Here is a 15,773-nt window from a genome sequence, read left to right as displayed (position 1 = left end):
CCCCCCCCGGCATCCGCACCGGATTCGCACGTGGAGAGCGGGGGCCCACCCCCTAGCCCCCTTCCGCTTGCGGGAGGGGGAACAAGCTTGCTCCATCGCTCGGCCAGCCGCCGCGCATTCTCCGCGCGCTGGCCGCGTTCCCCCTTCCAGCGACGCAGGCGCAGGTCGAGGTCCGCGTCATTGCCCCCCAGCCCGCGCTCACCGAGCAGCACGGCGACCGCCGCCGCGGTTCGCGCCATGCCGCGCTCGCTGGCGCGCACCAGCATATGGCCGAGCCGCGGCGGCAGCGGCAGGCGGGCGATCGCCTTGCCATGCTCGGTCGGGCGGCCATCGGCGTCGATCGCCTCCAGCGCCCCCAGCCGCGCCCGCGCCTCGGCGATCGCTGCCTCGGGCGGCGGATCGAGCCAGGCGAGCTGGCGCGGATCGGTGACGCCCCACAGCGCACAGTCGAGCATCAGCGCCGACAGATCGGCCTCGAGGATTTCGGGGGGATCGAAGCGGGGCAGCCCCGCCGTCGCGGCTTCTTCCCACAGGCGGTAGGCGGTGCCCGGCCCCTGCCGCGCCGCGCGGCCGGCCCGCTGGGTCACCGCCGCCTGGCTGGCCCGCTCGGTCACCAGCCGCGTCATTCCCGCCGCGCGATCGTAGCGCGGGCGCCGCGCCAGTCCGGAATCGACCACCACGCGGATGCCGTCGAGCGTCAGCGAGGTCTCGGCGATCGAGGTGGCCAGCACGATCTTGCGCCGTCCCTCCGGATCGGGCGCGATCGCGGCGCGCTGGGCGGCGGGCTCCAGACTGCCGTGCAGCCGGTGCAGCACCGCGCCGCCGATGTCGCCCAGTCGCTCGGCGGTCCGCTCGATCTCCGCCACGCCGGGCAGGAAGGCTAGGATGCCGCCCTCTTCTTCGCGCAACGCCTGGCGCACCGCGCTGGCAACCGAGTCCTCGATCCGCGCCTCGGCCGCGCGGCCGAGATGGCGCAGCGTCAGCGGATAGCTGCGGCCTTCGCTTTCCACCACCGGCGCGTCGCCCATCAGCCCGGAGAAGCGGCTGCCGTCGAGCGTCGCCGACATCGCGACCAGCCGCAGGTCCGGCCGCAGCGCGCCCTGCGCATCGAGCGCAAGTGCCAGCCCGAAATCGCTGTCGAGGCTGCGTTCATGCACCTCGTCGAACAGCACGGCGGAGACGCCCACCAGCTCCGGATCGGACTGGATGCGATTGACGAAAATGCCCTCGGTGACCACCGTCACCCGCGTCGCCGCCGAGCGCTTCGTATCCATGCGGGTGGCATAGCCGAAGGTCTTGCCGACCCCCTCGCCCGCGAGCGCCGCCATCCGCTCCGCCGCAGCGCGCGCCGCCAGCCTGCGCGGGGAGAGCAGCAGGATTTCCCCGGTGCACCAGCCCTCCCCCAGCAGCGCCGGCGCCACCGCGGTCGTCTTGCCGGCGCCGGGCGGCGCGACCAGCACGGCGTTGCTGCCGCCGCGCAGAACATCGAGCAGCGCCGGCAAAACAGCGTGGATCGGCAGAGTGGACGTCATTCGGCTGCAACCATTCGGGACAAGCGTGGTTAGGCGGACTCACCGCCAAAGGAGCGCGACATGGCACGAATCCTTTCCCAGTTCACCATCACCCCGGACAGCGACGGCGAGTACACGCTGCACCTGGAAGACGAAGAGGGCGAAACCATCGAAATGACGGCGAGCTACGAGCAGCTCGACCTGATCGTCGAGGGCATCGAAGAAGTGCTCGACCTGGACGAGGAAGACGCTCTGGAAGTCGAGGACGAGGACGAGGACGAGGAAAAGCCGGCGGACGATTAAGCCCGCACGGCCGGGGCGCGCGTCAATAGGCGCGCGCCACCGCAAACTCGACGGCCTCGACCATCGCGTCCTTCGCCTCGCAGGCGCGGAAGCTGCCCAGCGCATCAATGGCGCGCTGGCCGTAATGCCGGGCGCGGGCGAGCGTATCGTCCACCGCGCGACAATTGCGGACCAGCCGGATCGCCTCGGCGAAATCCTCGTCCGAGATGCGGCGGCCGGAGATCGCTTCCTTCCAGAAGGCGCGTTCCGCTTCGTTGCCGCGCGCATAAGCGAGGATCACCGGCAGCGTCATCTTGCCTTCGCGGAAATCGTCGCCGGCATCCTTGCCCATGGTCGACGCATCCGACACGTAATCGATCGCATCGTCGACCAGCTGGAAGGCGATGCCGAGGTTGCGGCCATAGGCGTCGAGCGCCAGTTCCTCCGCCTCGGGACGCTCGGCCACCACGCCTGCCACGCGGCAGGCGGCGGCGAACAGCGCGGCGGTCTTCGCGCCGATGATATCGAGATAGCGATCCTCGGACAGATCGATCCGGCGCACCGCGGTGAGCTGGTTCACCTCGCCCTCGGCGATGATCGCGCTGGCGCCCGAAAGGATGCGCAGCGCCTTCAGGCTCTCCGCCTCCACCATCAGTTCGAACGAGCGGCTGAACAGGAAATCGCCGACCAGCACGCTGGCCGGGTTGCCCCAGATGATGTTGGCGGTGCGACGGCCCCGGCGCAGATCCGAACTGTCGACCACATCGTCATGCAGCAGCGTCGCGGTGTGGATGAACTCCACCGCCGCGGCCAGCTTGTGGTGGCGCGTGCCGGCATAGCCGAGGAGCCGCGCGCTTGCGAGCGTCAGCATCGGCCGCATCCGCTTGCCGCCGCCGGCGATCAGATGGCCGGCGAGCTCCGGAATCAGTGGGATTTCCGACTGCATGCGATCGAGGATCACCGCGTTCACCAGGTTCATGTCCTGGGCGACCAGCGCCATGATCGGATCGAGCGAGGGCTGGGTTCGCGACCCCAGGCGGTGGACGGTTGCGCTCATATGCTGGAGCCTCTGGCCTTTGTGCCCTGCAAAGGCAAGAGGCGCTTGCATGGCCGTGCCGCAGCGGCAAAAGAGAATGCCATGACCGACGCGACGCTGATCCGCTTTCGCCAGAGCATCGACAATATCGATGCGGCGCTCGTCTTCATGCTCGCCGAGCGGTTCAAGGTGACCCAGGCAGTGGGGCGCTACAAGGCCGAGGCCGGGCTTCCCCCTGCCGATCCAGGCCGCGAGGAAGCGCAGATCGCCCGGCTGCGCGCGCTGGCGCAGGATGCCGATCTCGACCCCGAATTTTCCGAAAAATTCCTGCGCTTCATCATCGACGAGGTGATCCGCCACCATCGCCAGGCGCAGGAAGCGGGAACCGAAGCCGGAACCGCGGGAGCCTGACTCCGTTGCTGGGCGTGAAACCCAAGGGGGCAAGCGCTTGAGCGACGATTACCTGATCTTCCGGCCCGACGATGTCGATCTGGACCGGTCGCCGCTACGGGCGGGCGTGGACGAGGCGACCTATGTGCTGGGCGCCTTCAACCCCGGCTTCGCGCGGCTGCCGAACGGCAACCTGCTGCTGATGGTGCGCGTGGCGGAGGCGCTGCGCGATCCCGTGGACGGCAGCCACGCCCGCGCGATCCGCTGGACACCTTCGGGCTATGTGCTCGATCGGCACCCGGTGGCGGGGCTGGACATGGGCGATCCGCGCCAGTTCGCGCTGAAGGGCCGCAACCCGAGGCTGCTCGGCCTCACCTCGCTGTCCTGGCTGCTGCCGGTGGAGCTGGATGCCGAGGGCCGCACGGTGGTTGCAGTGCATTACGACAAGGCGATCGCGCCCACGGCCAGCTACCTCGACTATGGCGTCGAGGATGCGCGGATCACGCGGATCGACGGCACCTACTGGATGACGGTGTGCGGCGTATCGGCCGAACGGCATTGCACCGCCATGTACCGCTCGACCGATGGGCTCGACTGGGAATTGCTCGGGGTGGTGCTCGATCACCAGAACAAGGACATGCTGCTGTTCGAAGGCCGGATCGACGGCTTCTTCCACGCGCTCACCCGGCCGCTGGGCGAGGTGTACTTCGCCTATCCGGACGACTCCCCCTGGCTGGGCGGCCCGTCGATCAACCTCGCCCGCTCGCCCGACGGGCTGCACTGGAAGCCGCTCGACCAGCCGGGAATCCGCGCGCGCAAGGGTTCGACCTCGAACCAGCGGATCGGCGGCGGCAGCCAGCCGGTGCTGACCGAGGCGGGCTGGCTGCTGATCTATCACGGCGTGGAGAAGCGCGACGCGGTCGGCATCTATCGCAGCTTCTGGGCGCTGCTCGAGCGCGACAACCCGAGCGTGATCCTGCGGCAGGAAGACACGGTGCCGCTGCTGGAGGCCAATCCCGCGCTGACCGCAGACATCGCGCACCAGCTATACCTGCCGACGCCGGTGGTATTCACCACCGGGCTGGTCGATGCCGGAGATCGCTACATCGTCGCGAGCGGCGAGGCGGACCTGGCGTGCCGGATCACGCATATTCCGAAGGAACGATTCCGGTGATTAGCCCTAAAATTCCTCCCCGGCACGGGGAGGGGGACCGCCGCCGCAGGCGGTGGTGGAGGGGCCGCGCCGCAGGTGCGGTGCGGGTGACGCGCGCCGGACCACCGCCGCGTGCCGCAGCGGCCCCTCCACCATGCTGCGCCCACGGCTCTCTTCGCGGGCCGGTTTCGCTGCCGCGATGTGCCCCCGGCACATCGCTGTCGGCAGCTACACCCCCCTCCCCGTTCCGGGGAGGAAATTTCGCGAGGAGCCCCCGATGACCGAACCGCTCTGGTGGCAGAAGGGCGTGATCTACCAAGTCTATCCGCGCTCGTTCAACGACTCGAACGGCGACGGCATCGGCGATCTTGCCGGCGTGACGGCGCGGCTGGACTATCTGGTCGATCTCGGCGTGGACGCGGTGTGGCTGTCGCCGATCTTCCCCTCGCCGATGGCCGATTTCGGCTATGACGTGGCCGATTATTGCGGGATCGATCCGCGCTTCGGCACGCTCGCCGACTTCGAGCGCTTGCGTGACGCAGCCCATGCCCGCGGCCTGAAGCTGCTGCTCGATTTCGTGCCCAACCACAGCTCGGATCAGCACCCCTGGTTCCGCGAAAGCCGCTCCTCGCGCGACGCCCCCAAGCGCGACTGGTATATCTGGCGCGATCCCGGCCCCGATGGCGGGCCGCCCAACAACTGGCAGAGCTATTTCGGCGGCAGCGCCTGGGAATGGGACGACGCCACCGGCCAATATTATCTCCACCAGTTCCTCAAGGAGCAGCCCGAGCTCAACTGGCGCAACCCGGATCTGCGCGCGGCGATGCTCGACGCGATGCGCTTCTGGTTCAAGCGCGGGGTCGACGGCTTCCGCATCGACGTGCTGTGGCTGGCGATCAAGCACCCCGACTTCCCCGATAACCCAGCCAATCCGGACTGGCGCGACGGGATGCAGGATATCGAGCGGCTGCTGCCGGTCCACTCGGCCGACCAGCCCGAGATGATGGAGATCATCGCCGCGATGCGCGACGTCGCGGAGGACTATCCCGAGCGCGTGCTGATCGGCGAGATCTACCTGCCGATCCCGCGCCTCGTCGCTTATTATGGCGAGGGCGGGAACGGCGTGCATCTGCCCTTCAACTTCCATCTGCTCGATGCGCGCTGGGATGCCGGGGCGCTGGCGCAGCTGATCGCCGACTATGAAGGCGCGCTGCCCGCCGATGGCTGGCCCAACTGGGTGCTCGGCAACCACGACAAGCCGCGGGTCGCCTCGCGGGTGGGGCCCGACCAGGCAGCCGTCGCGATGATGCTCCTCCTCACGCTGCGCGGCACGCCGACCTTGTACCAGGGCGACGAACTCGGCATGCCCAACGTGGCCATCCCGCCCGACCGGGTGCGCGACCCGCAAGCGCTGCGCGAGCCCGACACCGCGTTCAACCGCGACGAGGTCCGCACGCCGATGCCCTGGGATGCGAGCGCGCATGCCGGGTTCAGCTCGGTCGAGCCGTGGCTGCCGCTCAACCCCGACTGGGCGGAGCGCAACGTGATGGCGCAGCGGGACGCGGCGGGTTCAATGCTGGCCTTCACCCGCGCGCTGCTCCGGCTGCGGCGCGCGCATCCGGCGCTGTCGGTGGGAAGCTGGCAGGCGGTGTCGAGCGACGGTGCGGTGCTCGCCTACGAACGGCGGCATGGAAACGCGCGCGTGCTCGTGGCGCTCAACCTGTCGAATGCGCCGCAGACGCTGGCCTTGCCGGAATGGGCCGCCGCGCTGGCGCCTGCGCTCACCACGCCCGGCCACGAACTGCATGTGGAAGGCACCACCCTCCCCCTCGCCCCGAATCAAGGCATCCTGCTCGCATGAACACCCCTCCCGTGCCCCTGCGAAAGCAGCGGCCCAGAGCCCCAAGCGATTCGCTCTCCTACCCTGGGCCCCTGCTTTCGCAGGGGCACGGACGGGCAAGGGGCAGCCGCGCATGAAGATCGCCATGCTCGCGCCGATCGCGTGGCGCACCCCGCCGCGGCACTACGGCCCCTGGGAGCTGGTGACGAGCCTGCTCACCGAGGCGCTGGTCGCCAAGGGTATCGACGTCACGCTGTTCGCCACGCAGGACTCTGTCACCACCGCGCGCCTCGCCGGCGTAGTGCCGCGCGGCTATGAAGAAGATCCCGCGATCGACGCGAAGGTGTGGGAATATGCCCACCAGTCGCACCTCTTCGCCCGCGCATCCGAGTTCGACCTGATCCACAACCAGGCCGATTTCCCCGCCCACGCCTATGCCCCGCTGATCGACACGCCGATGGTGACGACGATCCACGGCTTTTCCTCCGAGCGCATCCTGCCGATGTACAAGCCGTTCGAGGACCGCGTGCACTATGTCGCGATCTCGGATGCCGATCGACACCCGGCGCTGCGCTATGCCGCGACGATCCACCACGGCATCCCGCTCGCCGACTTCGCCTTCGACGCGACCGGCAGCGACGACCTGCTGTTCTTCGGCCGCATGCACCCGGACAAGGGCGCGGCCGAGGCGATCGCCGTCGCACAGGCCACCGGCCGCCGGCTGAACCTGTACGGCATCGTCCAGGACCAGGGCTATTTCGAGCGCGACGTGCAGCCGCATCTGAACGATCGCATCGTCTATCACGGCCCGGTCGGCGGCGAGGCGCGGATCAAGGCGCTGGGCAGCGCTCGCGCGCTCCTCCACCTGATCAATTTCGACGAGCCCTTCGGCCTGTCGGTGATCGAGGCGATGGCGTGCGGCACCCCGGTGATCGCGGTCCGACGCGGCTCGATGCCCGAGTTGATCGCGGACGGCGTCACCGGCCTGCTGCTCGATTCGGCGGAAGAAGCGGCCAGCGCGGTCGACCGCGCCGCCACGCTCGATCGCGCGGCATGCCGCGCCGCAATCGAAGCGGGCTTTTCGGTGGAGGCAATGGCCGACCAGTATATCGCCCTCTATCGTCGCATCCTGGGCGCCTGATGGCCCGGCGGGGGCTTCAGGCCTCCACGGCGCCGAAAGGGTTGCCCGTGCGGCGCGGCTCCGGCGAACGCCGGTCCAGCGCGGCACGGATGCGATCCGCCAGCTGCTCGCGGCGATAGGGCTTGCCGATCACGTCCAGATTGCTGCCACGCGGGATGTCCGCCACCAGATCCTCGTTATAGCCGGTCGTCATCAGCACCGGCGTTTCCGGATGCAGCGCGTGGAACTGCTCGACCAGCTCGAGCCCGCTCATCCCGCCGGGCATCACGATATCGGTGAACAGCAGATCGATCGGCTCCGCCTCGATCCGCTCCAGCGCCTCTTCGCCGCTCGCCGCCAGCAGCACGCGATAGCCGAGCGCCGTCAGTTGCTCCTGCGCCAGCGCCCGCACATCGTCGCTGTCCTCGACGAGCAGGATCGTCTCGCTGCCGCCGGCGACGCCCCGGCCCGGCTCCTGCTTCGCCGCAGGCGGCGGCGCCGCAACCTCGGCGCTGGCCGCCGTGGGGAACAGCATGCGCACCTCGGTGCCCTCGCCCGGGGCGCTGTCGATTTCCAGGCGGCCGAGCGATTGCTGGACGAAACCATGCACCATAGCGAGGCCCAGGCCGGTGCCGCGCTCGGCGCCCTTGGTCGTGAAGAAGGGCTCGGTCGCACGACGGCGGACATCATCGGCCATGCCGCTACCTTCGTCGCGGATCGTCAGCACCACATAATCGCCCTCGGGCAGCTGGTGCATCGGCGCGTCGCCGTTCAGCTTCCACAGCCGCGTCGAGATCGTCACCGTGCCGCCGCGCGGCATCGCATCGCGTGCGTTCAGCAGCACGTTGAGGATCGCCATTTCCAGATGGGTCGGATCGATCTGGACTTCGGGCAGCCGGCGCTCCAGCGCGGTCACCAGCCGGATCTGCGCGCCGACGGTATTGTCGAGCAGATCGCCGAATTCGTGGATCAGCTGGTTCAGCTCGACCCGGCGGGGCTCCAGCCGCGTCTTGCGCGCGAAGGCGAGCAGCTGCCGCGTCAGCTTCGAGCCGCGGTCGGCGGCGCGCGCGGCATTGGTGAGCAGGCGCTGGTGCCGCTCGTCCTCCACCTGGTTGGCAACGATGTCGATGTTGCCGGAGACGACCTGGAGCAGGTTGTTGAAGTCGTGCGCCAGGCCTGCGGTCAACTGGCCGATCGCTTCCATTTTCTGCGCCTGGCGGAACGCCTGTTCGGAAGCGCGGCGGCGCGTCACGTCCAGCTGGCTAGCGAAAAAGTACAGCAGCTCGCCATCGGTATCGAGCACCGGCGCCACGAACACGGCGTTCCAGAAGAACGATCCATCGCGCCGGTAGTTGACCAGTTCCAGCGCGATCGCTTCGCGCCGATGGATCGCCTCACGCAGTTCCGCTACCGCGTCGCGATCGGTCTCGGCCCCTTGCAGAAATCGACAGTTCCGGCCGAGGATCTCGCTTTCCTCATAGCCGGTAAGATCGAGAAACGCCTTGTTGGCGAAGACGATGGGATTATCGTCTTGGCGCGGATCGGTGATGATCATCGGCATGCGCGTCATCTGCAGCGCCGCGAAGAAAATCGTGCCGCGGTCGCCCAGCCCCGGCACCGTCACCGTCGAGCGTTTCCAATGGTGCGTGGGATGATCGCCGGTCGGGCTATAGGAAGTCACGTCCTTCAGACTTGGCCCCGCGGGCACTCCCGTTGCCGGCGGCTGTTCCACCTCGTCACGTTCCACACGCTTCCTCACGACCACATTTATCGGGCAGGATAATGCATGATGGGCTGTTTCGGTTGCGAACCCTTTGGATCCCTTACGGAAAAAAGCTCAGCCGCGCCAATCGAGCATGGCCCAGCCCCGCGCCTCCGCCAGTCGCCGCAAGGGCCCGTGCGCGTTGACCGCAAAGGCTTCGTCGGCCCAGCTGAGCAGCGGCGCGTCGGATACATGGTCCGAATAGGCGCGAATCCGGCAGTTCGCGCGCAGCAGCCCCGCCTCTGCCAACCAATTTTCGACCATGTGGAGCTTTACGGGCCCGTAACAGTTCTCGCCTTCGAGATCGGAGAGAATATGTCCGTGCCCGTCCCGCTTCGCATTGGTGGCGATCACATCGTCAAAGCCCAGCCGCGTGCCGATCGCCTCGGCATAATAGCGATGCGATGCGGTGGCCATCACCAGCCGATAGCCGGCGGCGCGGTCCACCGCGATCTGCGCGCGCGCGCCCTGCAGCACGCCGCGCTGCAGTTCCAGTTCGGCGAACGCTTCCGCCACGACGCGCATGTCGTTGGGCGGCAGCGCGCGGCCCAGCAGCAGCCGGTGCGACAGGCGCTTCAGCCCGGCGCGATCGATCCGGCGCAGCAGATAGGCCAGCCCGCCCAGCCCGACGAGCGGGAACAGGCCCAGCCGCCATGGCGCGCGCGTGCGGGCGACGTGCAGCAGGAACCGCGTCCAGGTCGGTTTCGCGGTGATGGTCTTGTCCATGTCGTAAATGGCGAGGCGTTGCATTGCGCCCTCTAGCCACGGAGGAACTTGCCGTTCCAGCCGGAATCGCGGAAAGGGGGTATTGATGAGGGCACCCGCCGACTTCGAACGCTCCGATTTGAACGGCGAGGCGGTGCTCCGCTTCTCCGGCAACCTCTCTTTGTCCTGTCTCGGCGATCTGCCGCAACGGCTCGACGCGGTCGACGGTACGGTCGCACGCCTCGACCTGCGCGACATCGGCCGGATGGATACGGTGGGCGCCTGGGTCGTGCATCGCTTCGCCCGCGATCGCGGCGCGGCGATCGAAGGGCTGGGCGCCGACGAGCAGCATCTGCTTGATCAGGTGATCGCCGCCGAACATCCGATCCAGCTGCCGCCGCCGCCACAGGGTTCGTTTACCCGCGCGCTCAACGAGATCGGCGGCGCGGTCATCAATTCGGGCAAGACGCTGTACGGCCTGCTCGGCTTCATGGGCGCGACGGTGATCGCGCTGTGGAACGTCATCCTCCATCCGCGCCGCTTCCGCTTCAACGCGACGGTGCAGCGATTCGAGGTGGTGGGCGTCGGCGCGCTCGGCATCATCGGATTGATGAGCTTCCTGATCGGCATCGTCATCGCCCAGCAGGGATCGGTGCAGCTTCGCCAGTTCGGTGCGGAAATCTACACGATCAACCTGCTCGGCCGGCTCACCTTGCGCGAACTCGGCATTCTGATGACGGCGATCATGATCGCCGGTCGCTCCGGCTCCGCCTTTGCCGCGCAGATCGGCACGATGAAGCTCACCGAGGAAATCGATGCAATGCGTACGATCGGCGTCTCGCCGATGGAGGCGCTGGTGCTGCCGCGCGTGCTGGCGGTGGTGTTCATGCTGCCGCTGCTAGGCTTCTATTCCTCGATCGTGTCGATTCTGGGTGGCGGGCTGCTGTGCTGGGTGAGCCTCGAGATCCCGCCCGTCACCTTCATCGCCCGCATCCGCGAAGTGGTGCCGATAACCGATCTGTGGATCGGGATGATCAAGGCGCCGGTGTTCGGCGCAATCATCGCCATCGCCGGCTGTTTCCACGGCATGCAGGTGGAAGGCGATGCCGAACAGGTCGGCCAGCGCACCACCACGGCGGTGGTCCAGGCGATCTTCCTGGTGATCGTGCTCGATGCCTTCTTCGCGGTATTCTTCAGCGAGGTGGGCTGGACATGAGCGACGACCGTACGGACGACCGCGAAGTCCTGATCCGCGTCCGGGGGCTGCGCAACGGCTTTGGCGAGCAGCTTGTCCATGACGGGCTGGACCTCGACGTGCGCCGCGGCGAGATCCTTGGCGTCGTCGGCGGGTCCGGCACCGGCAAATCGGTGCTGATGCGCTCGATCATCGGCCTCCAGCCGCCGCTGGACGGGACGGTCGACGTGTTCGGCGAGAACACGATCGGCCGCGACGAAACCGAGGCGCTGGAGATCCGCAAGCGCTGGGGCATCCTGTTCCAGGGCGGGGCGCTGTTTTCCACGCTGACCGTTTCCGAGAACGTCCAGGTGCCGCTCAAGGAATTCTACCCGGGGCTGGACCAGGCGCTGCTCGAGGAAATCGCCGCCTACAAGGTCGTGATGACCGGACTGCCGCCCGAAGCCGGCCCCAAATATCCCGCTGAGCTTTCCGGCGGCATGAAGAAGCGCGCGGGCCTGGCGCGGGCGCTGGCGCTGGATCCCGAGCTGCTGTTCCTCGATGAACCGACCGCGGGCCTCGACCCGATCGGCGCGGCGGCGTTCGACGAGCTCACCGCGTCGCTCCAGCAGACGCTCGGCCTTACCGTGTTCCTGATCACCCACGATCTCGACACGCTCTACGCCATCTGCGACCGCGTCGCGGTGCTGGCGGACAAGCGCGTGATCGCGGTGGGCACGATTCCCGAGCTGTTGGCGTTGGATCATCCGTGGATCCAGGAATATTTCAACGGACCGCGCGGACGCGCCGCGGTCGCGGGCCCGAACCGGCGGGTGCATGAGGATAAGAGGGACTGATGGAAACGCGTTCCAATCATGTGCTGGTCGGTGCGGTGGTGCTGATCCTGCTCGCCGTGCTCTGCCTGTTCATCGTCTGGCTATCGCGACTGGGCGGCGGCGACGAGCGCCAGTATGACATCTTCTTCCGCCAGTCGGTGGATGGGCTCAGCCCCGGCTCGTCGGTCAGCTTCTCGGGCGTCCCCGCCGGGCAGGTGAAGGAAATCCAGTTCTGGCGTCCGGACCCCAGCCTGGTGCGCGTGCGCATCAGCGTGCGGCCCGACGTGCCGATCCTCGAAGGCACCAACGCGACCATCCAGGGCAGCTTCACTGGCCCCAGCACCGTGCAGCTCGACGGCGCGGTGAAGGGCCAGCCGCCGATCGAATGCCCGCAGGACAATCCCCGCGCCGCCTGTCCGCTGGGCGTGCCGGTAATCCCGACCAAGCAGGGCGGCCTGGGCGCGCTGCTCAGCTCCGCACCGAAGCTGCTCGAGCGGCTGACCACACTTACCGAACGCGTTTCCGATCTGCTCGATTCGAAGAACCAGCAGTCGATCGCGGGCATCCTTGCCAACACCAACCGGCTGACCAAGTCGCTCGCCGATCGCGGGCCGGAGATTGCCGCCACGCTGGCCGAAACCCGCGTCGCCATCCAGCAGGCGGGCGCCGCCGCGCAGCAGATCGGCCAACTGGCGGAAACGACCAACGGCATGATGGCGAACGACATCAAGCCGACGATCGCCAATCTGAACGCCACGATCAGCTCGGCTCGCAAGAGCGTGGAGACACTGGACGCGGCGATTGGCGATGCGCGGCCGGGCCTGCAGACCTTCTCGAACAAAACCATGCCTGAAGTCGGCCAGCTCGTGCAGGACCTACGCGAGATGTCGATCGCGCTCACCAACGTCGCGCATCGGCTGGATCAGGGGGGCGCCTCCAGCCTGATCTCGGCACCCGCGCTGCCCACCTACAAGCCGAAGAAGTGAGGAACCGGATGAAGAAGCCCCTCATCGCCGCAGCGCTGCTTGCTGCCGTGCCGCTTTCGGCGTGCATCTCGTTCGGGGCCAAGCCGCCGCCCTCGCTGCTGACGCTCCAGTCGTCGGCGTCGCTCGCGCCCGGCGCGGTGCAGCAATCGGGCTCCGTGAAGGCTGTGGCGATCGCACCGATTAATGCGCCGCAGGAACTGGCGACCACGCGGGTGCCGGTCCATTCGGGCGACGGCGGCACCACGATCGCCTATGTAGACGAAGCGCAATGGGTGGAAGGGCCGGCGAGCCTGTTCGGCCGGCTGCTGGCGGATACCATCGCCGCACGGACCGGCCGGATCGTGCTCAGCCGCCGCCAGTCGCTCACGACGCCCAGCGCCAGCCTGGGCGGCGATCTGCGCGCCTTCGGCGTCGATGCGCCGAGCATGGAGGCCGTGGTTACCTTCGACGCCGCCATCGGACGTGAAGGGGCGCAAGGCTTCGAACGCCGGCGTTTCGAGGCGCGGGTGCCGGTGCGCGCGATTGACACCGCCAGCGTGGGCCCGGCGCTCAACCAGGCCGCGAACCAGGTCGCCGCGGAAGTGGCGGACTGGCTGGGCAAATAGTCGCGCGGCTCAGGGCCGGCGGCGCACCGCCACCGGCAAGTCGCAGACGTTGATGCCCGTCGCGACCGTGGGTGGCGCGGGGTTTTCGCGCAGCGCGATCATCGCGGCATAGCGCGGGTTGTCGGTGGTGCGGACCTGGAAGTGCGGGCGCTCGTCCGGGGGCAACTGGCTGGCGAGCCGGACCCACAGGATCGGCGCCCGCTCGTCCGCACTGGCGTACACGCCCATTGCCGCTTCGCTGCGCGGCAGGGCGGAGAGAAACGGCATCCCCTCGATGATCCGCCCGACCACGGTGTAGTTGCGGTCCAGCCGCCGTGCCGACTGGCCGATCGGCGTGAACAACTCGGCCCCGGTGCCGGTATCGGGCAGCGCGTCGCGGGCAACGCCCACCATGCCGTAGCAATGGGTCAGCCAGGCCGCTTTGCCGTCGCTGGCGATCGGCCAGCCATCGGCGGTGACGCCGGTGGCGGTGGCGTAGGAATCGGGCTTCGGCAGGCGCTGCGCCGGCGTGAAGGCGCCGATCTCGAACTCGGCGGGCGGCCGGGTGAGGATCTCGGGCGGCAGCGGCTTCTTTTCGGTAGGGTCGCCCCATTGCGCGACCCAGTTTTCCTGCACGCGGTAGACGCTTTCTCCATCCCACCACCGCGCGGCGGCGAGCTTGCGGATATTGCTGACATGCGCCGGCGCAAAGCGCGCGGCCAGGCGGACGGCCACCTGCCGCCCGTTTTTCAGCTGGATCAGCAGGATCTCGTCATCGGGGAGGTCGCGCCAGTCCTCCGGCGCCGGCTCTGCCGCCGAGGGGGCTGGCCGCGGCGGCGCCCCGGTCTGCGGGGCATTCTGGGCAGCGAGCGGCGCGGCGGCGAGGGTCGCGGCGAGGACGAGCAGGGTTTTTGCCATGGGGGAAGCTTGGCATGCCAACGGGCGCTTGCCTAGCCGCCCAAGGAACGGTAGGGCCGCGCCTTCCAGGTATCCTGCGGAGCGGTGGCCGAGTGGTCGAAGGCGCTCGCCTGGAAAGTGAGTATACGGCAAAACCGTATCGAGGGTTCGAATCCCTCCCGCTCCGCCACTTACCCTTGGGGCCCTCAACTTATCCCTCGCCTGACCTGCTCAACACCGCGTTTGACGCACGTTCGGTGTCATCGTCGTTGAAGATCATGACTGCGCGGCCGCGCTCGCCGGTTACGTCATCTGGCCCTTGACGAAATCCACGGTATCGTCATTATTGGATCCAATTATAGAGCTGGTGGTGAGGTGCTTATGTCTGGGGTCCGTTTCGAAACGCCGGTTTCCTCCCCTTGGCCCCTGCATGCCTGGTACGTCGCCGCGGCCGCGGACGAGCTCTCCGATCGCCCGCTCGGCCGCACGATCTGCGGCCGCCCCATGGTGTTCTTCCGCAACGCCGCAGGCCACGTGACTGCGCTGGAGGATTTCTGCCCCCATCGCGGCGCGCCCCTATCGCTGGGCTTCGTGCGCGATGGCGAGCTGGTGTGCGGCTATCACGGTTTGGTGATGGGCTGCGCCGGCCGCGCGACGTCCATGCCCGGGCAGAAGGTCGATAAGTTCGCGGGCGTCCGACGCTTTGCCGTGATCGAGCGATATGGCTTTATTTGGGTCTGGCCCGGTGACGCCGAGACCGCTGACCCGGGCAAGCTCCACCATCTCGAATGGGCGGAGAGCCCCGAATGGGCCTATGGCGGCGGCTATTATCATATCGATTGCGACTATCGGCTGATGGTCGACAACCTGATGGACCTCACGCACGAGACCTATGTCCACAGCACCAGCATCGGCCAGAAGGAAATCGACGAGGCGCCGGTGGAAACGCTGGTCGAGGACGGGCAGGTCGTCACCCGCCGCTTCATGGACGGGATCGAGGCGCCTCCCTTCTGGAAAATGGCGCTGCGTGGCGCGGGCCTGCCCGACGACCAGCCGGTCGATCGCTGGCAGATTTGCCGCTTCACCCTGCCCAGCCATGTGCTGATCGAAGTCGGCGTCGCGCTGGCCGGCAAGGGCGGCTATCATGCCGAGGATCGCTGGAAGGCATCCAGCACCGTCGTCGACTTCATCACGCCCGAAACCGAAACCTCGCACCATTATTTCTGGGGGATGGCGCGCCGCTTCGCCGTCGAGGACCGGGCGCTGACCGACACGATCCGCACCGGCCAGGGCAAGATCTTCGGCGAGGATCTGGAGATGCTGGAGCGACAGCAGCAGAACCTCCTGAGGTATCCGGATCGCCGGCTGATGAAGCTGAACATCGATGCCGGCGGCGTGCGTTCGCGGCTGATGATCGATCGCGCGATCGCCGCCGAACGGCCGCCGGAAGTGGAAGCGGCCGCCTAACCCCTTGGCCCGGCGCCGTGCCGATGCTTT

Annotated in this window: 15 protein-coding genes and 1 tRNA gene; 11 read left to right on the top strand and 5 right to left on the bottom strand. The window is 68.0% G+C overall.

Features of this window, described 5'->3' with window-relative positions:
* Positions 1-1,532 (bottom strand): ATP-dependent helicase HrpB (hrpB, locus tag B215_RS19845; RefSeq protein WP_019369252.1); only part of this gene is annotated, 1,532 nt, incomplete at its 3' end.
* 60 nt (positions 1,533-1,592) lie between these two features.
* On the opposite strand from hrpB, the gene B215_RS0108655 reads away from it, so the two are divergent.
* A complete protein-coding gene (locus tag B215_RS0108655) occupies positions 1,593-1,814 on the top strand; it encodes a hypothetical protein (RefSeq protein WP_019369251.1) in 222 nt (73 codons plus the stop codon).
* Between the two features lie 22 nt (positions 1,815-1,836).
* Here B215_RS0108655 and B215_RS0108650 read toward each other — a convergent pair whose 3' ends face one another.
* Positions 1,837-2,850, bottom strand: coding sequence for a polyprenyl synthetase family protein (locus B215_RS0108650; RefSeq protein ID WP_019369250.1), 1,014 nt, complete (start codon positions 2,848-2,850; stop codon positions 1,837-1,839).
* Between the two features lie 81 nt (positions 2,851-2,931).
* On the opposite strand from B215_RS0108650, the gene B215_RS0108645 reads away from it, so the two are divergent.
* From B215_RS0108645 to B215_RS0108630, 4 genes are all read left to right on the top strand, one after another.
* Positions 2,932-3,240: a chorismate mutase gene (locus B215_RS0108645; protein ID WP_026009094.1), complete on the top strand. Its 309-nt coding sequence runs from the start codon at positions 2,932-2,934 to the stop codon at positions 3,238-3,240.
* Between the two features lie 37 nt (positions 3,241-3,277).
* On the top strand, positions 3,278-4,393 hold the full coding sequence (locus tag B215_RS0108640; RefSeq protein WP_019369248.1) for a glycosidase: 1,116 nt from the start codon (positions 3,278-3,280) through the stop codon (positions 4,391-4,393).
* A gap of 256 nt (positions 4,394-4,649) precedes the next feature.
* Entirely contained in the window at positions 4,650-6,233 is a 1,584-nt protein-coding gene (locus B215_RS0108635; RefSeq protein ID WP_019369247.1) for an alpha-amylase family glycosyl hydrolase, read from the top strand.
* Between the two features lie 112 nt (positions 6,234-6,345).
* The gene (locus B215_RS0108630; protein ID WP_019369246.1) at positions 6,346-7,353 is read left to right on the top strand and encodes a glycosyltransferase family 4 protein; all 1,008 of its coding nucleotides are present in this window, start codon (positions 6,346-6,348) and stop codon (positions 7,351-7,353) included.
* 16 nt (positions 7,354-7,369) lie between these two features.
* On the opposite strand, the gene B215_RS0108625 is transcribed toward B215_RS0108630, so the two are convergent.
* Together B215_RS0108625 and B215_RS0108620 are read right to left on the bottom strand one after the other, a co-directional pair.
* A complete protein-coding gene (locus tag B215_RS0108625; protein ID WP_019369245.1) occupies positions 7,370-9,079 on the bottom strand; it encodes a histidine kinase famiy protein in 1,710 nt (569 codons plus the stop codon).
* Positions 9,080-9,169: 90 nt separating this feature from the next.
* On the bottom strand, positions 9,170-9,844 hold the full coding sequence (locus B215_RS0108620; RefSeq protein ID WP_019369244.1) for an HAD family hydrolase: 675 nt from the start codon (positions 9,842-9,844) through the stop codon (positions 9,170-9,172).
* Between the two features lie 61 nt (positions 9,845-9,905).
* Between B215_RS0108620 and B215_RS0108615 the strand changes: the two genes are divergently transcribed.
* The 4 genes from B215_RS0108615 to B215_RS0108600 are packed head-to-tail and all read left to right on the top strand — an operon-like array spanning position 9,906 to position 13,400.
* Entirely contained in the window at positions 9,906-11,015 is a 1,110-nt protein-coding gene (locus tag B215_RS0108615; protein ID WP_019369243.1) for an MlaE family ABC transporter permease, read from the top strand.
* Positions 11,012-11,830, top strand: a complete 819-nt coding sequence (locus B215_RS0108610; RefSeq protein ID WP_019369242.1) for an ABC transporter ATP-binding protein — start codon at positions 11,012-11,014, stop codon at positions 11,828-11,830. Before B215_RS0108615 ends, B215_RS0108610 begins: the two co-directional genes overlap by 4 nt.
* Positions 11,830-12,795, top strand: a complete 966-nt coding sequence (locus B215_RS0108605) for an MlaD family protein (protein ID WP_019369241.1) — start codon at positions 11,830-11,832, stop codon at positions 12,793-12,795. Before B215_RS0108610 ends, B215_RS0108605 begins: the two co-directional genes overlap by 1 nt.
* Positions 12,796-12,803: 8 nt before the next feature.
* Entirely contained in the window at positions 12,804-13,400 is a 597-nt protein-coding gene (locus B215_RS0108600) for an ABC-type transport auxiliary lipoprotein family protein (protein ID WP_019369240.1), read from the top strand.
* A gap of 9 nt (positions 13,401-13,409) precedes the next feature.
* On the opposite strand, the gene B215_RS0108595 is transcribed toward B215_RS0108600, so the two are convergent.
* Positions 13,410-14,297, bottom strand: coding sequence for a peptidylprolyl isomerase (locus tag B215_RS0108595; protein WP_019369239.1), 888 nt, complete (start codon positions 14,295-14,297; stop codon positions 13,410-13,412).
* Positions 14,298-14,375: 78 nt separating this feature from the next.
* Here B215_RS0108595 and B215_RS0108590 point away from each other — a divergent pair.
* Positions 14,376-14,466 (top strand) — tRNA-Ser (locus B215_RS0108590).
* 191 nt (positions 14,467-14,657) lie between these two features.
* Complete coding sequence (locus B215_RS0108585; RefSeq protein ID WP_019369238.1) at positions 14,658-15,743, top strand: aromatic ring-hydroxylating oxygenase subunit alpha; 1,086 nt, start codon at positions 14,658-14,660, stop codon at positions 15,741-15,743.
* The last annotated feature ends 30 nt before the right edge of the window (positions 15,744-15,773 follow it).

The organism is Sphingomonas sp. ATCC 31555 (genome assembly GCF_000282895.1).
In the GTDB taxonomy this organism is placed as follows: domain Bacteria; phylum Pseudomonadota; class Alphaproteobacteria; order Sphingomonadales; family Sphingomonadaceae; genus Sphingomonas.
The sequence above is the reverse complement of the archived record's forward strand: the minus strand, read 5'-3'. Positions and strand labels throughout refer to the sequence as shown.